The 20,165-nt window shown below is 62.4% G+C and carries 20 protein-coding genes; 8 read left to right on the top strand and 12 right to left on the bottom strand.

What is annotated here, in order from left to right:
• Window positions 1-56 precede the first annotated feature (56 nt).
• Window positions 57-821, bottom strand: a complete 765-nt coding sequence (locus J3E61_RS32625; protein ID WP_210086809.1) for a hypothetical protein — start codon at window positions 819-821, stop codon at window positions 57-59.
• 442 nt (window positions 822-1,263) lie between these two features.
• On the opposite strand from J3E61_RS32625, the gene J3E61_RS32620 reads away from it, so the two are divergent.
• Window positions 1,264-1,983 (top strand): ParA family protein, encoded by a 720-nt coding sequence (locus J3E61_RS32620; RefSeq protein WP_210086808.1) that lies wholly within the window; start codon window positions 1,264-1,266, stop codon window positions 1,981-1,983.
• Entirely contained in the window at window positions 1,983-2,828 is an 846-nt protein-coding gene (locus J3E61_RS32615; RefSeq protein WP_210086807.1) for a ParB N-terminal domain-containing protein, read from the top strand. The genes J3E61_RS32620 and J3E61_RS32615 overlap by 1 nt, the downstream gene beginning before the upstream one ends.
• Window positions 2,829-3,041: 213 nt before the next feature.
• On the opposite strand, the gene J3E61_RS32610 is transcribed toward J3E61_RS32615, so the two are convergent.
• The gene (locus J3E61_RS32610; RefSeq protein WP_210086806.1) at window positions 3,042-4,112 is read right to left on the bottom strand and encodes an aminoglycoside phosphotransferase family protein; all 1,071 of its coding nucleotides are present in this window, start codon (window positions 4,110-4,112) and stop codon (window positions 3,042-3,044) included.
• A 218-nt stretch (window positions 4,113-4,330) separates the two neighbouring features.
• Window positions 4,331-4,768: a hypothetical protein gene (locus tag J3E61_RS32605; protein WP_210086805.1), complete on the bottom strand. Its 438-nt coding sequence runs from the start codon at window positions 4,766-4,768 to the stop codon at window positions 4,331-4,333.
• A 187-nt stretch (window positions 4,769-4,955) separates the two neighbouring features.
• Between J3E61_RS32605 and J3E61_RS32600 the strand changes: the two genes are divergently transcribed.
• Complete coding sequence (locus J3E61_RS32600; RefSeq protein WP_210086804.1) at window positions 4,956-5,132, top strand: hypothetical protein; 177 nt, start codon at window positions 4,956-4,958, stop codon at window positions 5,130-5,132.
• A gap of 115 nt (window positions 5,133-5,247) precedes the next feature.
• Window positions 5,248-5,724 carry a thermonuclease family protein gene (locus tag J3E61_RS32595; protein ID WP_210086990.1) on the top strand — a complete coding sequence of 159 codons (477 nt, stop codon included), beginning with the start codon at window positions 5,248-5,250 and terminating at the stop codon, window positions 5,722-5,724.
• A 422-nt stretch (window positions 5,725-6,146) separates the two neighbouring features.
• Here J3E61_RS32595 and J3E61_RS32590 read toward each other — a convergent pair whose 3' ends face one another.
• The 8 genes from J3E61_RS32590 to J3E61_RS32555 form a co-directional block, all read right to left on the bottom strand.
• Entirely contained in the window at window positions 6,147-7,664 is a 1,518-nt protein-coding gene (locus tag J3E61_RS32590; RefSeq protein WP_210086803.1) for a serine/threonine protein kinase, read from the bottom strand.
• Between the two features lie 182 nt (window positions 7,665-7,846).
• Complete coding sequence (locus tag J3E61_RS32585) at window positions 7,847-8,245, bottom strand: hypothetical protein (RefSeq protein ID WP_210086802.1); 399 nt, start codon at window positions 8,243-8,245, stop codon at window positions 7,847-7,849.
• Complete coding sequence (locus tag J3E61_RS32580; protein WP_210086801.1) at window positions 8,245-8,784, bottom strand: hypothetical protein; 540 nt, start codon at window positions 8,782-8,784, stop codon at window positions 8,245-8,247. Before J3E61_RS32580 ends, J3E61_RS32585 begins: the two co-directional genes overlap by 1 nt.
• Before the next feature lie 28 nt (window positions 8,785-8,812).
• Window positions 8,813-9,394, bottom strand: a complete 582-nt coding sequence (locus J3E61_RS32575) for a hypothetical protein (RefSeq protein WP_210086800.1) — start codon at window positions 9,392-9,394, stop codon at window positions 8,813-8,815.
• 122 nt (window positions 9,395-9,516) lie between these two features.
• Window positions 9,517-12,771: a DUF559 domain-containing protein gene (locus J3E61_RS32570; RefSeq protein WP_210086799.1), complete on the bottom strand. Its 3,255-nt coding sequence runs from the start codon at window positions 12,769-12,771 to the stop codon at window positions 9,517-9,519.
• Between the two features lie 548 nt (window positions 12,772-13,319).
• Window positions 13,320-14,480: a ThiF family adenylyltransferase gene (locus J3E61_RS32565; protein WP_210086798.1), complete on the bottom strand. Its 1,161-nt coding sequence runs from the start codon at window positions 14,478-14,480 to the stop codon at window positions 13,320-13,322.
• Window positions 14,455-14,712, bottom strand: a complete 258-nt coding sequence (locus tag J3E61_RS32560; RefSeq protein WP_210086797.1) for a multiubiquitin domain-containing protein — start codon at window positions 14,710-14,712, stop codon at window positions 14,455-14,457. Before J3E61_RS32560 ends, J3E61_RS32565 begins: the two co-directional genes overlap by 26 nt.
• A 74-nt stretch (window positions 14,713-14,786) precedes the next feature.
• Complete coding sequence (locus J3E61_RS32555; RefSeq protein WP_210086796.1) at window positions 14,787-14,942, bottom strand: hypothetical protein; 156 nt, start codon at window positions 14,940-14,942, stop codon at window positions 14,787-14,789.
• A gap of 370 nt (window positions 14,943-15,312) precedes the next feature.
• On the opposite strand from J3E61_RS32555, the gene J3E61_RS32550 reads away from it, so the two are divergent.
• From J3E61_RS32550 to J3E61_RS32535, 4 genes are all read left to right on the top strand, one after another.
• Window positions 15,313-15,843: a sigma-70 family RNA polymerase sigma factor gene (locus tag J3E61_RS32550; protein ID WP_210086795.1), complete on the top strand. Its 531-nt coding sequence runs from the start codon at window positions 15,313-15,315 to the stop codon at window positions 15,841-15,843.
• Window positions 15,840-16,517 (top strand): hypothetical protein, encoded by a 678-nt coding sequence (locus J3E61_RS32545; RefSeq protein ID WP_210086794.1) that lies wholly within the window; start codon window positions 15,840-15,842, stop codon window positions 16,515-16,517. Before J3E61_RS32550 ends, J3E61_RS32545 begins: the two co-directional genes overlap by 4 nt.
• Window positions 16,507-17,520, top strand: coding sequence for an ImmA/IrrE family metallo-endopeptidase (locus J3E61_RS32540; RefSeq protein WP_210086793.1), 1,014 nt, complete (start codon window positions 16,507-16,509; stop codon window positions 17,518-17,520). Before J3E61_RS32545 ends, J3E61_RS32540 begins: the two co-directional genes overlap by 11 nt.
• Before the next feature lie 798 nt (window positions 17,521-18,318).
• Window positions 18,319-18,816, top strand: a complete 498-nt coding sequence (locus J3E61_RS32535) for a hypothetical protein (protein ID WP_210086792.1) — start codon at window positions 18,319-18,321, stop codon at window positions 18,814-18,816.
• Between the two features lie 335 nt (window positions 18,817-19,151).
• Here J3E61_RS32535 and speB read toward each other — a convergent pair whose 3' ends face one another.
• Complete coding sequence (gene speB, locus J3E61_RS32530; protein ID WP_210086791.1) at window positions 19,152-20,135, bottom strand: agmatinase; 984 nt, start codon at window positions 20,133-20,135, stop codon at window positions 19,152-19,154.
• Window positions 20,136-20,165: the final 30 nt, after the last annotated feature.

The raw sequence follows: 20,165 nt of genomic DNA, 5'->3' as shown, positions 1-20,165 counted from the left end.
CAGTCAGTAGAGCCTGAAGACGGTGAATCGCCACTTTGCTAGCGAGTGCCCAAATGCTAGGCCGGGAGCCGTGCCGTTGCCTTCGTGCCCAGTTCGGCGAACTGGCTGCGCAGGGTGTCGGCGCGGGCGAGGAGCGTGTGCACCGTGTACGGGCGCGTGCTGTCCAGTTCGAGGACCGCTGGCGCGGTGCGCAACTCGGAGGCCGCCAGCCCCAGGATCACCATCGTCGACGAAGTGAACTCGTCGTCGCGGCCGTCGATCTCGAGCTCGTCGACCCATTCACGTTCGTCGATCTCGAAGCGGTCCGCCTGCTGCACAAAGCCGTTGATCACGTTCATCAGCTCGTCGCGGCGGGCGTGAAACCAAGCCTCCTCGGTCGGCATGCGGGCCTGGCGCTCCCGTTCGGTTTGGCGCGCTGCGCGGCTGATCTTCTCGTCGGGCCGGTCGTAGCGCAGCAGGGCCTCGAGCCGGTCGATGCGATCGATCAGCCCCTGCTTGCCGACGCCGACTTGCGCGCCGATCTGAGACAGAAACAGGCCTCGGTCGCGGCCGGCTTTCAGAAAATACAACTCACGGCGACGGTCTTCCCACCACAGCCAGTTGTTGAGGGTCAGGGCGTCGCAGACATCGGCCTGCAGCACCCAGCGGGGGATATCCGGGCCGCTGAATCTGCGTAGATAGTCGAGTACTTCGCGAGGGTCGGAAGCGGCTGAATCGGGCAACAATTCGAGGTGTCGATCGTCGATTTTAGCCCTGCGACGTGCGATTCTAGTGATGGCGGCGGCCACCTCAGAGCGATGCACCTTGGGCCGGGTAGCCACCCTGTCAGTATTTCACTGACGGATAGAACGCGCTCGTTGCGACGCGCCGGGATTTGCCGGGTGCCAGCCGAATTCAGGTTCGCTGCAGCGCATTTCAACGGCATCGATGCGACGGGAGTGATGCCGCCCAGTCGCCGACCATGAACGTACCTGCCAGGCACCGTGATTCGAGACCTCGCCGCAAAGCCCGATCAACGAGGGGTGACGGGTCGATCCTCGCTGGACTTCCATTCTTTACCGCGGTAAAGAATGGAACCGTTCAAGTCTTTACCGCGGTAAAGATCGTCAGGGCTGGCTGTGGCCCCGACTGCACCGACAACCGGTGCGCCCTCAGGCTTTTCGCCCAGCGTGTCGGCGCGAGAGATTCAGCGCATCACCGTAGACTGCGGCTGTCTCATCCGAAGTACCCCGCTGTGCGGGGGAAGCATACGGAAGGCCTTTCATGGCTGTTAACGTCGTCCTCAATCAGAAAGGCGGCGTTGGTAAAAGCACCATCACCGTCAACCTAGCCGCAGTCACTGCACATGTGCTGACCAATCGTGACGATCCGGACGCGAGTTCGCCGGTGGCCGCGGTGTCCATTGACCCGCAGGGATCCGCGATCTGGTGGGCTGCGCGCGTCGACGATCTGCCGTTTCACGTTGTGCAAGCTGATAACAACGACCTCGACGCGCTCAAACGACTCGGCGAATTGCCCGGGATCAAGCATGTCTACGTCGACACCCCGGGTTGGATCGAGCTGGCGTCCGACGGCGATGATGCGTCCGATCCGCTGGGCAGGGGACCGGCCGCCGACGCGCTGCGGGTGGTCCTCGATGTTGCCGACCGCGTGATCGTCCCAATGGAAACCGAGCCGCTGAGCTTCGACCCCACAGCGCGGACTATCAACAAGGTCATCCGCCCCCGCGGGGTGCCGTACGTCGTCGTCATCAACAACTGGGAAACCCGCGACGGTCAGCGTGACCTGGAGGAGACCAAGGAGTTCGTCCGCGGCAACGGGTGGCCGTTGGCGCACACGGTGATTCGCCACTACAAGCTGCACGCACGCGCCAGCGCCGACGGCCAGGTGGTGACCGAGTATCCGACGAACGGGGCTTCGCTGCGGGCGCGTGAAGACTTCTACCAGCTCGCGCTCGAACTCAACGTCGGAGGAGTCAGCTGATGGCCCGCGGAGGACGGACCAGCCTCGCCACGCTTGTCACCGGCGTCGGCGATCAGTCACCGGTTGATCAACTGGTCAGCGGGGCATCCACCCGCACGGCACCGTTGACCGATCTGACACCGAACCCGCGAAACCCCCGCGAGGACGTGGGGGACCTGTCGAACCTGGAGTCGATCGCCGACATGCAACTGCAGCCGGCGGTTGTGGTCACCAAAGGCGCATACCTCAAGTTGTATCCCGAGGATCACATCAGCACCCGCTTCGTCGTCATCAACGGGTGCCGGCGGTTGGCGGCCGCGCACAAGTTCGGCCGCACCGATCTGGACATCGTCGTCAACGACGAAATCGCCCGCGACCGCGTCACACTCATTTCGGCATCGATCGCCGAAAACGTCGACCGCCAAGACTTCGACGTGATCGAAGAAGCGAAGGCGGTCGCAGCGCTCGTCAAAGAGTGTGGCAGCGCCACTGAGGCAGCCAGCCGACTGCGTAGGCACGAGACGTGGGTTTCGCAGCGGCGGGCGCTACTGCAGCTGGCGCCCGAATTGCAAAGAGCTTTGCGCAGAGGCGAATTGGCGATCAGGGAAGCCCGCCAGCTGGCGCGTGTGCCGCTCGAGCAACAGGTCGTGCGGTGGCAGGCCGCGCTTGACAAGAAGAACGACGGCAGTGACAGCAATGGCGCATCCGGTAAGAGACCACCGAGCCCATCGCGCGTAATCGTCAGCGCCTTAAAGGAATTCGACTCGAAACCACAGCTGCTCGCTGACGCGTTGCGGTCACACCTTGGCCCCGACGGTGTCAAGACGTTGCTGGCGGCACTGGCCGACGAAGCGGCCGCGGTCTAACGACGCACTCCGGCCGTCACGTGACGATTGGAAGCCGTGTAGCCGCAGTCTGGTGATGCAGCTCCGAAAAGCCGCAAAGCGGGCGAATCGAACTGCGGGTCCGGGTTGAGCGTCATCCTTCGCGGCCGCTAGCTCTCCGGCCCGAGTCATTCGTCGCGGCAGCGACGACATCGGTGCCCTCCTTCGTGAGACGCGTCAGCGATCCCACGTCGGTCATGGCAGCCGAGTGCTGAGCAGATCAGCGACGGCGTGATCGGCTATTGCCGCGTCGGCGCGCATGGTCGCTGCCATGCCGATTTCGATCGGCTGCCACCTTGACCCCATCCCTGCCGTGACGACCGCAGCGATCCACGCGGATACGAGATGCACCTTGTACTGGTCCCACGCCTCCTCGATTCCGAGCGTGACGCCGCGTTCGCCGAGTCCCGTGCAATAACGGGCAATGAGCCGACGTTCCTGCGCGCGCCGTAAGTCCGTCGGCACCGAGTTGCCAAGGAAATAAGCGACATCGCGAATCCCGGGCGCGAAGCCGGCCATGGCCCAGTCGAGGAAGCCGGGCTCGGTTCCAACGAGGAACATGTTGCGGGGGTGCGCGTCGCCGTGGATGAGGGTGCGGGTGCCTTCTGCGAGCAGCTCTGGTACTCGCTCGGCAAGAGGGACGTACACCTTGGCCAGCTGGTGCGACGACGCAGGCAGGCGTTCGCCGAGCTGCTCGACGGCAAAGCGCACTAGGGCCGCCGCCGATCCATAGCTCTGCGCGCCGCTTGTTCCCCGAACCCATGCGAGGTCCCCGTCCGGCGAGAATCGCGGACTAGCCCAGAACTCGGCGTGCAACGCCGCAAAGGCCTCGACCGTGCGTTCGACGAACGTCGTCAGGTCAACACCGTCGAGATGTTCTGGGTAGCGTGCCCCGACCGTGTGCAGGTCTTCTAGCACCATGACGTAGCGTGAGGCGTCGTCGTGCGCCGCGTACAGGGATTGGGGATGACGAACTGGCACGTCGGGTGCGATCTCAGCATAGAAGCGGGCCGCGGCGACGCCCATGCCATGCTGATCGACGAACGCGCGCTGCTCGGTGTCGAATGGCGCCAGCTTCACGAACGCCGAATCCGGCAGGCGAGGATCGTCGTGTGTTAGCAGGACGCGTACGCGTCCCGTCGTTCCCGAATGCGCCTCGATCACGTCGATCGCGCGCAGCCTCGCGCCCGGCGCCCAAGCCTGCAGCACGCCCTCGAGCCACCCGGAAGTGATGTCTGCGACCTCGATCGGGATGGGTGCTGACACGTTCGCACGCTAGCGCAGAAACTCGCCCGGGTTTGCAGGATTGGGAGTGAAGCGGTTTGGCGTGACCGACCCCGGTGGATTACAAGTATCGCCGGCCCATCCACGTCTGGATTGCTCCGCGACTACCGCCCCATATACCCCCGATGACGAAGTGTGAGGCCAATCCTCGCTTCGACGCTCGCACCCTGACATCGACTGTTGGTCAAAAGCCACACCGCCTACAACTGGTCGGCTAGCTCGCCCAAATTTCCGGGTGTCATGAACTGCGACAACGCATTCAAGTACTCTCGCGCGACCGCCCGGTACTTGTCGGCGGCCTCGCTAGTGGAGCGGTCGGCGTCGAGCAGATCCTGTTGCGCGGCGATCAGCAACCGGTTGGCTTCCATCTGCGAGACGAGCTGGGCGCGCAACTCGTCGAGCTCGCGGCTGACGGGTGGGGGAGTGGCGCCCGGGGGTGGCGGAAGCTCGTCGGCGTAGACATACCAGCGGAAGCGTTCTGGTCGCGGGATCGCACCCCCGCGGATGTTGCCGGCGGTGATCGCGCGAATGACGGTGCGCGGATCCTTGCCCAGGCGGGTGGCAGCCTCCTGCAACGGCACCACAGGTCCTTGTGGTGTCGTCTCAACGCCAGGTGGTGGCTGCTTGGGCTGCGTCATCCTCGATCCGGTCGGGCACGGACCGTGCGCTGGGTCCGTAGAAGCATTATGCTCCTAAATAACGGCAAGATAGCGACATGCGGCGATTCATTTACGACAGATGCCGCTAATTAAGGACATCGATGTCGTAAACTAACAGCACGCGCACCGCCGCGCAGATCATCACGACGGCGCCAGAGGAGTGAACATGAGCCGTGGGACCGAGACCCGCAAGCTCACGGAGGGTGTGTACGTGCGCTTCAGCCCCGCCGACTACGACGCCCTGCGCTCGGAGGCGGAGCGCCGCGATGTCAGCATCGCCCAGCTGCTCCGCGAGGAGACACTTGCCGCGTGCCGCGCCGGCGACGAGGCCAGCGTCGCGTAACTACTGCGATCCCGTCACTCCTGTCGGAGCGGTACGGGATATTGCAACCGTGAGAAGGCTGACTCGCCTCGTCCTTGCCGTCGCGACGGTGGCTGGCGCATATCTGATTCCGGCAATCGATCAACCGTCGGCACACGCCGATCCGATCGCGACGACGGCCACGGTGCTGAAGGTGGTCGACGGTGACACCGTCGACATCGTCGACGACGTCCGGGGTCGGCTGCGCATCCGCCTATTGGGCATCGATACTCCGGAAACCAAGAAGCCCGGCTACACCGTCGGCTGCTGGGGCCCGCAAGCATCCGAGTTCGCGAAAGCGACTCTGCTCGGCCAGCGGGTCGCGTTCATCAACGACCCGAGCCAAGGGATGTACGACCGCTACGGACGCACGTTGGCCTACCTGGACAAGGCCGACGGGTGGGACTACTCGATTGAAGCGGCCCGCGCCGGCATGGCCCGCTCGTACGTCTATCACAACAATCCGTCGGCCCGGGCCGACGAGATCGCCGCCGCCGAACAGGAAGCCAAGGCCGCAGACCGCGGACTGTGGGGGCCACCGTGCAACGGCCAGACAGCGTCTGCCCCGAACTGATCGTCGAACATCGTTTGGTATCCGTATTTATTGGGGGACAAAACGATCGGTGCCGTTTTGGACGCCATTGCCTTAAGCACGGGCGTGTAGCTGTGCCCGCGACGCCGATCAACGAGATTACGTCCATGTTCGTGAGTCTGCAGATTGCCCAAGGGTTTGTCCGACAAAGGTTGCTCCACGCAGGAGGATTGAGCGAGGAGGGCAGTGTTAATGATCCGGTGATGGATCAGAACTTCTAATGTCGACCGCTGACGTAATTGGGCATTATCGGCGTCGCATCCGGTTGGCAGTTGCTCTGCAGTGGAGTGATAGCGGTCCGAAAGCGATGACAGACGGTTTAGAAAGGTGCGACGACATCATTCGAGACGCACGATCGCTCATCTGTGGCCGCTGCGCTGACAAAGGCAACCGTGTGTCCACGGTTAGGCACCGCAAAGCCCTTGACTGTCACGGAATCCGGTACCTCTCGGGCACAAGGTGACTGGCTTACCGGTGGGGTCGGTGATCGTCGCATAACCATCGGGTCGCAACGTAAAGGTGAAGGCTTCGCCGCTGTAGCGGTTTAGCCATTGAGTGGCGGTATCGCCGTGCGACTCCATCTCAGTCGTCAGAACGATCATGGCTGTGCTGGAGGTCATCGCCGACCATGTCGCGGACCAGGACGTGCCGTTGGCCACTCCGGACCACACCGCATAGTGGGCGCTCCCGTCTGGCGCGAGGGTGACAGACGTTGCGTGTTGGCCCCACTCGCCGTAGAACCCCGCGGTCGATATCGCGGGCGTGGTTGTGGTCGGGGGTGACTCAGCCGGCTGCGCCGGGGCAGCCCCGGGAGCTGGCGTAAACGGCGAACTGACCGTGGACGCTGACACCGGACTGGATGTTGATGGTGCGGTTGTGTCGGGGGCAGTCGGAGACTGCCACGGTCGCCAGAGCACAAGCGTTATCGCCAGCGCCACGATCGCGGCTGTCGCGGCAGCGGCTAGCCATCGGTGACGAGTACTTCGATTTGATGCCGTAGCGGTCTTCGGCTGGGGTGCTGGCTTCGCAGTGGCTTTCGGGGCGGTTGCGGTCGGTGCGGAGGCCGCGTGGGCATCGGCCGAAGTGGCGGCCTTCAACGCGCGCGCGAAGTCCGCGCAGTGTTCGTATCGGTCGGCGGGATGCTTGGACAGCGCTCGAGCGAGCACTGGATCCAACGCCCCGAGTCCGGGACGTTTGGCCGCCAAGGATGGAGGGTCGGCGTTCAGATGGCGGCTGATCACTACTGCCGGATTGGACTGCGGGAACAGCTGCTCACCGGTGAGCAGGTGGTAGGCGGTCGCCGCCAATCCGTACTGGTCGGCGCGCCCATCAATATCCTCACCCATCAACTGCTCTGGCGCGGCGTAAGCGACTGTGCCGACGGTCATGTTGGTCGTGGTCAAACCGCTGACCTCGCCCAAGGGGCGCGCGATGCCGAAGTCGGCCAGCAAGATTCGGCGGTCCTCCTCGCCGGCTGCATCATGCTCGGCGAGCATGATATTCGCTGGCTTGACGTCGCGATGCAGCAGACCGCGCTTGTGGGCGTGGTCCAATGCCGCGGCAACAGCCGTCACAATTGTGGTCACCTCATCGACGGGCATCCCCGCGGGTGAGTCCTCGAGTCGCCGGCCAGCGTCAATGCCGTCGACAAACTCCATTGCAATCCACAGCTGGCCGTTGTGCTCGCCGCGGTCGTAAACAGTGACCACATTCGGGTGCCACAGGCCAGAGGCCAGGTCGGCTTCGCGTGTGAACCGTTCCCGGAACGTTGAGTCCCTCGATATCGCTGCCGGCAAGACTTTCAGTGCATCCCGCCTCGGCAAACGCGGATGCCGCGCGAGGTACACCTCGCCCATGCCGCCGGCGCCCAACGCATCGATAATCGTGTAGTCAGCAAAGTCATCCCCCGGGGCTAACTGCATCCCCGCATGTTAGCGATGACCTGGTCCGTAGTCGGCCGAAAAGAGGCTTGTGGGCTTCCGCTCGGAATTGCCCGTTGGCGCAGCCCACTGTTGCGTCGTCGTTCGTTCGGCTGCGCGCCGACCTCGAACGAGTGAGGTCAAGTCGATCTCAGAAGTGAGACGTCGGGCGCTCGGTGCGCGAGCTAGTCGGGTTCATTCAACCTGCGCCACTTGAGACATAGCTTCCGAACCTGCGCTGCCACAGCGAATCCCATACCTATCGTCAATGCCCACACGCCGACGAACAATGCGCGAACCGGATCGTAGCGATGTCCCCAATCGTCAGTGAGTGCTCGTACGACGACCATGATGGCCGGTGGGCCACAAGCCAATACGATGACGACGATGGCGATCAGCAGAGGAATGGCGCGAAAGAACAAGGCTTTCTTGACCTGAGCGATTCGCGGGCCTCGGTCGGCGAGCTTGCCCTTGGTGGAGACTTCGGTGGCAGCTGCGACCTCGGGATGCCATGCAGAGAAGAGCAGCCCAAGGGTCGCAAGCAGCAGGCCGGCCGCGGTGAGGAGGTCTCCGTTGACATCCATCAGAGAAGCGTCGTCAAGGCGGCGTATGTGGATGCTGCGATCTCGTATTCGCCAGCAGTGCCTGGCGCTTTCCTGATCTTGGGGAGCGAGCCGTCGTGCCGCGCGACAGTGTCATTGAGCGCTTCGATGACGTTCTCCGAGTCGCACACTAATGACCACGTGTCAGCATCGTCGTCCTTTGTCGCTTGACCGAAAGCCGCTGCCATCGTGTCGTGGGTGGCCTCACGAAGCTCGTACTGGAACTTCGCGCGAACAGCCCGCAAGAGGCTGCGGCTCTCCGTAGTGGTCGTCTGAAATAGGGCACTGATCTGACCTTCGGTTGGAAGGCGTCTACCGAAGGCATGCTTGATCAGTAGCGACAGCCGATAGATCTTGATGTCTTGCCCGCGGCTATAGACGTGTTGCCCCAGCATCATTCGCACGTACTCTTCTTTGGCGGCGGCCACAAATCCCGACATACGCTCGTCGAGATCTTCTATTGAGCACCCGAGCACCGATGCCAGCTGTGTCTGTTCGGCACGTGTGTAGTCGTTGGACATCGCTTCCTCCCGTCGCGGCGCCGTCGGGTCAGATTAGGTCACCGACATTCGGCGGCGGGATCGAGTCGGGAAACTCTGTCAGTACGGCGGCGACCGATGCGCAGATGTCGTGTGGCGCGCCTATGGGCTCGAGTTCTCCGGTATCACCGATGTCGAAAACCTGAGCCTTCATGTTGAGAAGGTCGACCTTGACCACCTGACTGTAAGCGTCGCCGTCAAGAGTGGAGATGAGGTTCGCCCGGAAGGTGGTGTAGTCGATGGCGCGTTGGTACCTAGTGATCCGGGGCTTCGACAGGTCACCCGTCTTCGTCTCCCGACATGAGCGTGCGCTCACGGATGCTTTGCTGTTCACCGTCACGAGTCGTTCTTCAGGGTCGATGGCAATGAAGTCCTCCGGCTTCGCGGTCGTGGGCAGGTTCAGTACGTCGGGAACCATCCCGAGGAAGTCGTCTTGCGCGCCCAGCAGTTGATACCCGAGTGAGGCGAGCAGTCGCCCTGTCACGTGCTCGCCGAGGTTGCCGATCGCCACGTAGTTACGCGATCGCCGCCAACCGGCCAACCGGGCACGGATCGCCGCAACATCATGTCGCGATTCGGGATCCGCGGTCATCATCTGATTGTGTCCGCCGGCCGTCGAACGGGTCGGTGGTTGAAGACATAGGGCGCAGTTATCGGCGGACGGCGTGCAAGGCGGTGGGATGAACCTGGCGGACGACTAGATCTGCTCCCTCACTAGGCGGACGGGGTCTCAGCCCCAGAGTTGACCGTGCGCCGTTTGCACAGCGGACATAGGTAGATGTTGTTAATGCGGTTTGACGGGCGTCCGCGCCAATGATGGTTGCAGTCCTCGCAGATCCACCAGAACCGCTGGTTCGAGCAAGCCGCGACGTCGGCGGGGGTTAGTGGCCCGTTGTGGTCGTGGTCCCATTGCTTGGCGATGGCGGGATAGCGTTCCAGCAGCGAGCGGCCAGGTCCAGGTCTTGTTTGTTTGGTTCCTGAACGCTTCATTCCGCAAGGGCGGCATCCGGGTTGCCCGGGCGTGGCTTGCCATTCGTGTCCGCAGTTCGGGCACAGCCACCACACTCGCGTGTGGCTGCTTGGAGTCAGGTCGGTGGGCTGGATGCCCGTGTTGCGCGTGGGGTGCCACAGCGTCAAGAGTTCGGGCTTTACGTCCGCCATTGATTGACCGGGTTTGGGCCGCTTCTTAGTCACACTCAGCTGGGCAGACGCACACTTCTTGCATCCGTGGCCCCTTAGCGCTCGCGTGTCGATTCGGGCGTTCCACTCATGTCCGCACCGGCTGCATCGCCACCAAGCACGTTCTAAACTGTTGGCTTTTAATCTTTTTGGGGATCCAACGTTCTTTTCGTCGAGCCATTCCAGGGCGAGGTGCGGGTGAGTATCGGCCAATGATTGCCCTTGTTGAGGGGTCTTACGGAGCGTGCCGAGTCGGCCGGCAGCACAGCGCCGGCATCCTGCGCCGCTGGCGACGCGAGCTCCTGGGCTTCGCCGCCACTCACGTCCACAGTCATGACAGAGCCACCAAACGAGTCTGGCCGCGCCTTCTCGCACCTGCGATGGGAGTAGGTCCCCGTTCTTCGTTGGGTGCCACTGACTCGCGATCGCCGGGTGCAGATCTGCGAGTGACTTGCCGGGCTCAGGCGTGGCGATCTGGCGTCCGCGTCGTTTAGAGCCGCACGGTCGGCACCCGGAGTTCCTGCCCGTTTTCGTGGCCCATTCATGTCCGCAGTCGGGGCATTGCCACCAAATCTCGTGTGTGGTACCAGCATTCACGGAACGAAGATCCAAGTCACCATTCTTCGTCGGATGGAAAATCCTGAGAAGGTGGGGGTGCACCTCGGCCATGGATCTTCCCGGCTTGGGCGTACGAACCTGCACTGCTCGATCTTTCGCTGCACACTGGGGGCACCCGGTCCCACCGTCCTTGGTCCGATGGCCGGGCCGCACCCGCCACTCGTGACCGCATTGCGGGCACAACCACCAGACCGGAATCTTGCTACCCGGGTTGATGTCCTCAGGCGTTCGTGAGCCGTTCCGTGTCGGATGCCACTCCGTAGCGATGTGGGGGAACTCTGACATCAGGCTGCGCGACTTGAGGTTGAGAACCGCGCGGTCTGAGTCGCTGCCCGCCCACAGTTCGGGGTCCCCGAGATAGGCGTCGAGTTTGGCCACATGATGGCCGAGCGTTGACAGCTTCGTCAGGGTGGCGACGGCAATTTGCTTAACAGTGGCATTGTTGCCGACCCGCACGCACCGGCGATCAATCGCCTCAAGTGCTTGCGGCCGGATGCGAATGACGGTCCATCCGGCTTCGGTTAACGCCACCGTCTGACGGCGGTCTCTGTCGACAGCGTCGGCTGCTGCGTGGTAATGGCTCCCGTCGTATTCAATGACGACGCGGTAATCGGGTACGACGATGTCGGCGGCGACCGGCCGGCGGCCACTGACTGGGATCTTGGGATGGTCAAGGATCACCGGGACGCCCGCCGCGATGAGTTCGTAGGCGATACGAATTTGGCTGGCCGACGTCCCCCACATCGTGCAAGTGGGGCATGTCGAAGCGGTCGGTCCGTTGCGGTTGCTAATCGAGACTTGCCACTCGTGGCCGCGTGCCAAGCATTTCCACCACGCTTTGAACGCGCTGGACGGCTTGAACTCGTTCGGCCGACGGTCACCATTGCGGGTGGGATGCCACTCGAGCGCGATGTCCGGGTTGAGGTCTGCGAATGACCGCCCTTCACCGGGCAGATGTATGCAGTCGGGGCAGCCGTTTGGGCTCGGACCCGTGCGGCGATAGACGCGCGCCTGCCAGCGGTGACCGCGACGTTCACACCGCCACCACACGAGAACATCGCTTCCCGGTTTCAACTCCGTCGGATTGATCCCAGTGTTGGCGTCCCAGTCCCACTCGGCGACGAGATGCGGAAAGCGCTCCGCAAGCGAGGCGTCGGGCGCGGGTGTTTTTCGAAGAGTTCCGCGCTGCTTGTAGCTGCACGGCCCGCATCCGGTGCCTGCCTTCGCCCGCAGGGCAACCGTCGTCTGCCACTGGTGATTACACGTGCGACACCGCCACCAGGCTGTCACTGAGGAGCCCGGTTTGAGGCGGCGTGGATCGAGCTGTCCGTTGAGGTGAGGATGCCATTCAGCGAGCAGCTCTGGGTGTAGATCAGCTAGTGACTTCCCGGCTTCCGCCTCATGCATGTGAGCCCGACTGCACAACGGACATCCGGTCCGCTTCCCAGTTGTCCGGTTCGCGACGGCGGTCTGCCATTCATGCCCGCAGTTACGATCACCGCATTTCCACCACGCACGGTATCCGCTGGCATGGCTAACATCGCCGGGGCCCGTGGGTGCGTTCAATGTCGGGTGCCAGTTCGCGGCGACATCTGGCCGCATGGCTTGAAGCGACTCTCCAGGCGGGGGAGTGCTGAGTTTCTCACCAATCCTGCGGTAGGCACATGGCGGACAGCCACTTGCCGCTGCCGCCGTTCTGCGGCGCGGCGCCATTTCAAACTCGTGGCCGCATTGAGCGCACAACCACCAGACTTTGGTGTGTGAGCCGGGATGAACCGTCGCGGGTGTGCAATTCGGGTTACGTGTTGGGTGAAATTCAGCGGCCAGCCTTGGATGGAGGTCTGCCAGCGACGCACCAGCTCTTGGTGCATGAACCGTATGCGCCAACCGCTTGCGAGTGCACGCCCTGCACCCCGTGGAGCGCTTTCGCGTCCGGTTGTTGATGATCGCTTCCCACGCCGCGTCGCAGTAGGAGCACTTCCACCACACCTTGCGGTTGCTCGAGACAGTGACGTCCGACGGTGTCAGTTCTCCGTTGAGCGTCGGATGCCATTCCCCAGCTTGGAGCGGGCAGCGATCGGCTAGGGATTCACCCGACGCGGGTCGACCTCTGCCCATCGCTCCGGCTCCTTGTTTGCTGCTGAGGTCGATGCTAGAGCGTCGGTACGACATATCCGTGCCGCGAACTTCATCTCGCTCGCGTACCCACGATGCCGACGTGGAGCGCCAGCGACGGGCAGATCGCAGCACGCCGTCGGCATTTCGCCGGCGCGGACGTGGAGCTAATCTGGCTCTGATTCGAGTGGCGCTTTAACGGAACTCAAGGGTCTATCGCCGTCCTCGTAGACGCCGCCACAAGCGTTTCGCCAAGCCGTCGTTTGTAGCGCGATGTTCTTCCACTGCGCGTCGGTCGGCCTCTCGTGCCCGCGCTGCCTGCGTGGCACTGAGGGTATGGCGCCAGTCGACTTCGCCTCGGGTAATGAAGTAGTGGGAGTTGCACGCGAGCCCTGCGGCCGACACTGATGGCCGCAGCGACACTTCGCCGTCGAATATGATTCGCCACCGGGCGGGGGAAAGCTTGGTGACGACTTCGCGCCCGCATCCGCATGGGCACATGTGACCGGCGGTCGAGTACTTGGTGGAGATATAGAGGAAGCCGGGTTCCATTGGCGTGGGGAATGATTCGACGAATTCGGCGGCGTAGCGGGGTGCGTGACTCATTAAGCGTCGCCGTTTCGGAGTTCGTTGAGGTACAGCTTGTAAACGGTCTCGCTGGCCGCGGTGTGCGTTGCGTAGTAGCCGAGATAGCGCTTCCAGGTAATTACCGCCAGTAGTGCGTTGAGGGCGTTAAGGTCGGCGACTTGGATGTTGGTGCTGTAGTCGTCTTCTCCCGGCGGAACTGCGGGCTTTGTCGGCAAGCTGATGCTGCTGCCGGGGAGATACGTGGTGGCTTTGAGAATCCCGGTGAGGCCGCCATCGACGTGGCGAAGGCCCATGCCGACGTCGACGAAGGGGATGTTGTGCTCGCGCAGCCAGGCCATGATAATGGGTCGCTCGGGGGCGTCTGCGGCTGCGAGGAAGACGAACGTCGCGTCTGCGATCAGGTGGATATTGTCTGTGCTGAGATGCTCGGGATGGCCTGTGATGCCGGTATGCATGCGGGAGTATTCCTCGGCGAAGTACTCCGCCTTGTTGCGCCCGGCCTGAAGGGTCTCGTGTGCGGCGGCGCCGGGTGCGCGGAAGGCGTTGTGGTTCTCGAACACGTCGCCGTCGAAGAGGTCGATGAGGTCAACCCAAGTCTTGGCCACCTGGTCGAGGATGTAGCTGCCGCTGCCACCGACGCCGATAATCCCGATCCGGTGGCCACGGAAGACGTTGTTGAGTGCCGCGAGTCCGGCGCGAGTCGTGTTGGTATCGCGGTATACGAGCGGCAGGCCGTCTTCGACGACCTGGAAGGCGGCCCCGGGCGTCGCGGTAAGCGTCGGGTCGATGCCGCGAGCTGGAGTGCTGAGAATGCGCGCGTAGGTGCGCACCTTCTCATAAAGGGTGGCGTAGCTGCCGCCGGCCGGCTTGAAGGACAGCATGAAGCTGACGCTGTTCCCATCGCCGATGTCGCGCGGACCGGCACTGCCGAGGGGCGCGCCGCGTTCATCGCGCGGTTCTTCGCCGGCGAACCAGATGGTGTGATCGCCAATGGCGTCGGCGATCACCCCACCGCTGTCATTCACGGGCAGAACCAGCCGTCCGTCGGTGCGCACACCATCAAGCGCCACGTAGGGAATGCGACGGACAATAAGGTGCCCGCTCTGGAGCACTAGGTCGTAGCCGTCGGCGAACAGCCGACCGACGGGTTCCTCAGGACCGGTTGGCGGGTTCGACATCGAAGATCATCCCGTCCTTGACGCGAACACTTTGGCCCTGCCGCAGCGACTTGTCGGGGCCATGGCCGCGGCTGTATTCGACCGTGGTGCCCGCCGGGTCGTACGGCTGCCCGGGTGAGGCGAGCTCGACGACTTGCTCGAACGTGATGCTTTTCTCGCTCCACGGGTGTGGCTTTGTATTGACGATGATTGTCACCGTCCTGGTCTTCTCGGCTGCCTCAACTGCAGTCATGTGCTGGTCCTCCATATCTCACTGCTCGGGATACTTTCTGTGGTTGCCGCCTGGGTCCACGAGCGGCGCTGTCGCTACTTCTCGTTGCGAACGCCCTTGTGCTGTTTCGCGCTGCCGTTGAGGATGCGCCCGGTGTTGGCATCGCGCTTGAACCAGGTTTTACCGACCTTGAACTCGCTACGACGCTTGATCGCACCGGTTCGGTGGCCGCGCCCAGTGTTTTTGGCCATCGTGGTCTCACCTCCCATCCGAGGGCACGTAGCGGGACGGGATGAGTGCTCCGCAGCCTCTCACCGTGTAGTCGATGCAGCTGTCTGCGGAGTTAGCCGATCGGCGAGGCCAAAACCAGAGCGGAGACGTTGATCGGAACACGATTAGGTGCAGTGCTTCGCGAGCGCATGGAGTCGAGCGGCCGCCGACCACCCTCCCGGGCTTCGTCAAGCCGAAGGCATCTATCAAGAGGCATCGGATGGGCGTGGCTAACCCGATAACGGGCTGCGTCGACTACTAGTTAGGACGAGATTCGGTCCGAGGTGCCGTGTCGGGATGGAGGTTCGCTGTGGCAGCACAACCAATCAACGCGTCATCTGGGGACCCGGGATGAGTGCCGCCCATCCAGACTGGGCGGCCCTGTATCAGAAGCATCGCGACGCGATGTATAGGGTCGCCGCCACAGTGTTGCGTGAGGTTGGGCTCGTCGATCAGGTTGGCGACGCTGTGCAAGCTGCGATGCTGTCATTAATGAAGGCTCCGCCGTCACGGATTGAGAACTGGGAGGCTGTTCTCGTTAGGACAGCGCAGAGGCGAGCGCTCGATATCGTCAAGTCGGCCGCGGTCCGTCACGCAGGTCCAGAGTTGGCTGAAGAGCATGATTGCGCTGACCCCGGCCACAACACCGACGACATCGTAGAAGCTCTCGACAGGCAGCGGGACGCGGTGCGGCTGCGGGATCACCTGGCCCTGCTTAATCAACAGCAGCGGTTCGTGGCGTGGGAGTACCTCGCGCTTGATCGTCCTCGGTCCGACATCGCGGCCGAGCTTTCTGTCTCGCCGGCGCGAATCAGCCAGATCGCCAGCGCTGTAGTCCTAATACTTAGGGATGCGATGGGCCCGAAAGGAGGGAGCGAATGACGAAAGATGAACGAGACAAGGTTCTCGAGGCGTTTCTGGATTCCAAGTCGCGTCGTGACGTCGAGTCCAGCATTGCAAACTGGTCCGCAGAGGACCGCGCAGATTTCGCGTCCCTCATCGAGGTTGTCGATCTGATGTGGGAGGTCGGGCATGGCGCGCCCCCTCTGGAAGCGGACCCTGTCGCTGCAATGCTCGGGCTGATTCCGGATCCGCATGTGGGGCTGGATCCCCGTGCTCTGTCGCGCGCTCGCAAGAATGCAAAACTGAAGCCCAGCGATGTCTCCGAGCGTTTGCTTGCTAGAGGTTGGGACGTAGGCGCGCGCGATGTATTCCGCTGGGAGAACCAGACGCCATCTGATGTGGCGCCTGCACTCATCAGGGCGATCGCTGAAGTGATCGGCGTCTCTCCGGAGCAGCTCACGACAGACAGTGAATCTTCAGAGGAGCGGGAAACGCTCTCCTCAATTGTGAAGTCTCCTCGGTTTGATGGCCTGGTAAACCGGTGGGCAAGGCTTCAAGGCATGCCCCGCTCGCTCGCATCTTCGGCACTACAGTCTCGCCTACTCGCGACGGTGCATCGTGGAGATCGGCCAGACCAACAGCAGATGCTTCGGTCACTTGATGCATTAATCACAGCAATGGAAAAGGAGCACGACCCCAAGCATGGACCTTGATCAGGCGGCGGATACCGCTCTGGCGGTGTTGGACGAGTCTAGGCGGGCTCGGTTCGCGGTCGATCCATTGAGCGTAATCCGCGACGATTTGGGATTGAAGGTTCAAGCTGTTGGGCATCTCACTGAGCGGCGCGACGATGGTGGCGCATGCGACGGTGTTTCGTTTTTGCAAGACGGTGTCATTCTGTACGCGCCAACGGATTCGAGTAAGCGTGAAAACTTCACTCTCGCACACGAATTAGGGCACTGGCTCGTCGAACAGCGTGACGAGTTGTATGACTGGCTAGCTGACCAGGATGAACCACAACATATGCTCGAGACGCTGTGCGACGGGATTGCGCAGCGTCTATTGCTACCTGAAGATCTGATTGATTCTGTGGTCGGTGCAGGCGCTATACGGGCGACGCAAGTGCTCGAGCTGTACACCCTGAGTGAAGCGAGTCGTCCCGTGTGCGCCATTGCCCTCGCAAAGCGGCTTCCATGTTGTGGTGCCGTACTTTTGGTTGACCGCGAGAGTGAACAGGTGACCTATGCGAGCATAAAACCTGACGCGGAGGAAGGTTGGCCGACGGTATTTCCATGGCCGGGCCAACGTGTGCCCGGCGGGCATCCGTTCCTAAGTATGCGACCCGGTGGCGAAATGACCAGACGCACCTACTGGGCTTCGCCTTGGGGAGACCGCCAGGAGTACTACGCGGATTCGGTTTGTGAGGGTCGGCGCATCATTGCTGTCATAGCGGATATCGACCTATGGGACGCGGAGCAGCTTCACATCGACGAACCCCGTGATTTCGACCGGCGCCCGTCGTCCCAGGTCACGTGTTGCGGCCAGACCGTGACCGTTCGTGGTTACCCGTGCGATGAGTGCGGACAGCACTTCTGTCCGAAGTGTCGACGATGCAATTGTGATCGGCGCGCTGAGCGCGAAGGCGCCTGCACGGGCTGCTATCTACGATTTCAACGGCACCTGTTGGCGGATGGCTTGTGTCAAGACTGCCGCTGATGGGCTATCGCGCTGCCGGTAGGGGTTCGATGGGTGTATGAGGTCGAACTAGCCACCGATCGACACCGGCTGTGTAAAACTCGCTGTTTCCCCGCCCCATTACCTCGGAATTTTCGACGTGAGTAGGTGTGCATGTGATAAGCCGCAAGACTGGATTGTCGATAGTTGCCGCCCCACAAACGGTCCCTAAGTGACAGTCATTTCCTGAACCGGTTTGTGCACAACCGTGCGGTTCTAGGATCCGCCACGAATGTGAGAAAAACGCGTCCGCCATTTCAATGAGAATTCTGCAAACATCCAGGTAGACGCACCGCGATCCGCCACGCAGGTTGAGAACCTACACGCGTCGTCGCATCGATAAGTTGAGAGAAGCCTGCAGGTGAGTTTGGTTGCCAGAACGCTCTTTCCAGATCATCGCGGAGGCTGCTGCGTGCGCATCCGTTACCGCGGTACGGCCGACGTTCCTCTTTGCACGACATGCAACAAGAGCTCTGACGGATGCGGCACGGTCTCGTCTTTGGGCCAGTCGCCAAAGTCTAGTCGCCCTGGAGCATTCGGTGTAATCCGCAGCTGGGCAACGGCCGGAGCGGCTTGGTGCCATGTAGTAGCAGGAGTTGCAGATCCGTCGGTCCGACCACGTTGCCGCTGTGCGGCGGCACCCCGATGCGGATGCCCTGCGCGGCTGCTGAGTGTCGGTTATCGAGGGACGGCTGCTCAAACAATAGCTAGACATCGGAGTTGCGTGACGCTAAATTAATGTCATATATCTTCGGGATTTGGCCTCATAAAGGGGATCTAATGTTATCCACGCAGACAGCGGAATCCGGGCGCGCGGCCGCAGAGGCCTTTCTGCATCTTGAACTTGTTCATTCGGACCCCGACGCGGTCTTTGCTTTCCTCCAGGATTGCCTGGGTGCCGTGCGGGTCGAGACGAAGATTTCGGAGTATTTGGGTAAGACGTTCGATGCGCCGTGTGTCCATGCCCGGGTGGGTAACGTCGTTTTCCAGATCGTGAAGCCGCCGCCGACCCTGCCGACCTGGCACGCCGAACTCGAGGAACGGGGCCCTGGGGTACACAACGTGACCTTCTACGTCAACGACCTAGCGGCGGTGAAACAGAGGATGCTCGCCCACGGCGCGACCGAGATCCTCGACATGCACATACCGCTCGAACCGGTCGGTCTGGGAAAGGAGCCGGCCCGCTTGGTGGTGCTGGACGCCCGGGAGAAGACCGGGTTGCGCTTCGAGATGGCCGAAGCGGTCGAGGGATGGCCCCCCGGTGGTGTTCTTCCGTGAGGTTGTACTGCTCGGGTTGAACACCGTTGTGTGATGGCGAAGTCGACGGCCGCCGGCTCATGTCGCCGCTCATGTCGCCGAAGAACTTCTCGACGATGGCAGCAGTCAAGACCATGGAATCTCGTTGATGTGTGCGCCTGCGAGGTTGTTGCAGGCAGTCGGCACATGCTCTCATCGGCCTGCACGAAGGTTCGTACCAGTGTGTCGCGAACCATAACAGCCTATCCGCCGACGCCTGAACCTCATCGGTTAACGCCGTTGGTTAGACCTGGTCACCCCGTTGTTGCCGAACGTGCGCATCCCCGCCAGCCCCACTCGCCCACCGCTTCAGGTCGTCACAGCGACGCTCGTCCACAGTTGGCAGCCAGCGCCGACAACAACTCGTAGGCGGCGTGTGCTGCGGCGATGCCGGTGATCTCCGCATGGTCGTAGGCCGGAGCCACCTCCACGATGTCGGCGCCAACAACGTTGACGCCGACCAGGCCTCGTAGGCAGTGCAGCAATTCCCGGCTGCTCAGTCCGCCAGCTTCGGGGGTGCCGGTGCCCGGCGCATGCGCCGGGTCGAGCACATCGATATCAATGGAGACGTACACCGGGGCCTGCCCCAGCCGGTCACGCATCTGCTCGACCACGGTGACCACTCCGTCGACCTGAAATGCATCCGAGCCGAGGACCTGAAACCCGAGCCTGCGATCGTCGGCGAGGTCGGTCGGCGCATACAGCGGCCCGCGCGTTCCGATGTGGATGCAATGCTCGGGATCCAACAAACCCTCCTCGCTAGCCCTGCGAAACGGTGTCCCGTGCGTAAAGGGTGCGCCGAAGTAGGTGTCCCAAGTGTCGAGGTGGGCGTCGAAGTGCACTACGGCGATCCGGCCATGGTGGCGATGCAAAGACCGCAGTAGGGGTAGCGCAATCGTGTGGTCACCGCCAAGGGTGATCAGCTTCGCACCACCCGCGCGTAGCTCGTCGGATGCTCGCTCGATCGACTCGATGGCCTCGGCGATGTCAAAAGGATTGACAGCGATATCGCCGGCATCGATAACTTGCTGCATGTCAAATGGGGACACTCCCAACGCAGGGTGAAACGGCCGCAACAACTTCGACGACGCACGGATGTGACCCGGCCCGAAACGGGCGCCCGGTCGATACGAGACACCAGAATCGAACGGAACGCCGACTACGGCGACATCTGTCCGAGTTACCTGATCAATACGTGGCAGGCGAGCAAACGTGGCCGGCTCTGCATATCTCGGAACCTGAGTAGCATTGACCGGACCTGCTGTCGGAGACGAATCCCGACGGTTTGAGACCGAACTCATTTCCCGTTGGCGATCGTCGAATGTCACAGG

Source organism: Mycobacterium sp. OAE908 (assembly GCF_017872775.1).
Lineage (GTDB): Bacteria > Actinomycetota > Actinomycetes > Mycobacteriales > Mycobacteriaceae > Mycobacterium.
The sequence above is the reverse complement of the archived record's forward strand: the minus strand, read 5'-3'. Positions and strand labels throughout refer to the sequence as shown.

What these genes read in the sequence shown, in the direction of transcription:
- J3E61_RS32560 (WP_210086797.1), bottom strand. Translation starts at nt 14,712, where the DNA reads ATGACTGCAGTTGAGGCAGCCGAGAAGACCAGGACGGTGACAATCATC.
- J3E61_RS32605 (WP_210086805.1), bottom strand. Translation starts at nt 4,768, where the DNA reads ATGACGCAGCCCAAGCAGCCACCACCTGGCGTTGAGACGACACCACAA.
- J3E61_RS32590 (WP_210086803.1), bottom strand. Translation starts at nt 7,664, where the DNA reads ATGCAGTTAGCCCCGGGGGATGACTTTGCTGACTACACGATTATCGAT.
- J3E61_RS32615 (WP_210086807.1), top strand. Translation starts at nt 1,983, where the DNA reads ATGGCCCGCGGAGGACGGACCAGCCTCGCCACGCTTGTCACCGGCGTC.
- J3E61_RS32570 (WP_210086799.1), bottom strand. Translation starts at nt 12,771, where the DNA reads ATGTCGTACCGACGCTCTAGCATCGACCTCAGCAGCAAACAAGGAGCC.
- J3E61_RS32550 (WP_210086795.1), top strand. Translation starts at nt 15,313, where the DNA reads ATGAGTGCCGCCCATCCAGACTGGGCGGCCCTGTATCAGAAGCATCGC.
- J3E61_RS32575 (WP_210086800.1), bottom strand. Translation starts at nt 9,394, where the DNA reads ATGACCGCGGATCCCGAATCGCGACATGATGTTGCGGCGATCCGTGCC.
- speB (WP_210086791.1), bottom strand. Translation starts at nt 20,135, where the DNA reads ATGAGTTCGGTCTCAAACCGTCGGGATTCGTCTCCGACAGCAGGTCCG.
- J3E61_RS32600 (WP_210086804.1), top strand. Translation starts at nt 4,956, where the DNA reads ATGAGCCGTGGGACCGAGACCCGCAAGCTCACGGAGGGTGTGTACGTG.
- J3E61_RS32555 (WP_210086796.1), bottom strand. Translation starts at nt 14,942, where the DNA reads ATGGCCAAAAACACTGGGCGCGGCCACCGAACCGGTGCGATCAAGCGT.
- J3E61_RS32540 (WP_210086793.1), top strand. Translation starts at nt 16,507, where the DNA reads ATGGACCTTGATCAGGCGGCGGATACCGCTCTGGCGGTGTTGGACGAG.
- J3E61_RS32545 (WP_210086794.1), top strand. Translation starts at nt 15,840, where the DNA reads ATGACGAAAGATGAACGAGACAAGGTTCTCGAGGCGTTTCTGGATTCC.
- J3E61_RS32585 (WP_210086802.1), bottom strand. Translation starts at nt 8,245, where the DNA reads ATGGATGTCAACGGAGACCTCCTCACCGCGGCCGGCCTGCTGCTTGCG.
- J3E61_RS32620 (WP_210086808.1), top strand. Translation starts at nt 1,264, where the DNA reads ATGGCTGTTAACGTCGTCCTCAATCAGAAAGGCGGCGTTGGTAAAAGC.
- J3E61_RS32535 (WP_210086792.1), top strand. Translation starts at nt 18,319, where the DNA reads ATGTTATCCACGCAGACAGCGGAATCCGGGCGCGCGGCCGCAGAGGCC.
- J3E61_RS32580 (WP_210086801.1), bottom strand. Translation starts at nt 8,784, where the DNA reads ATGTCCAACGACTACACACGTGCCGAACAGACACAGCTGGCATCGGTG.
- J3E61_RS32565 (WP_210086798.1), bottom strand. Translation starts at nt 14,480, where the DNA reads ATGTCGAACCCGCCAACCGGTCCTGAGGAACCCGTCGGTCGGCTGTTC.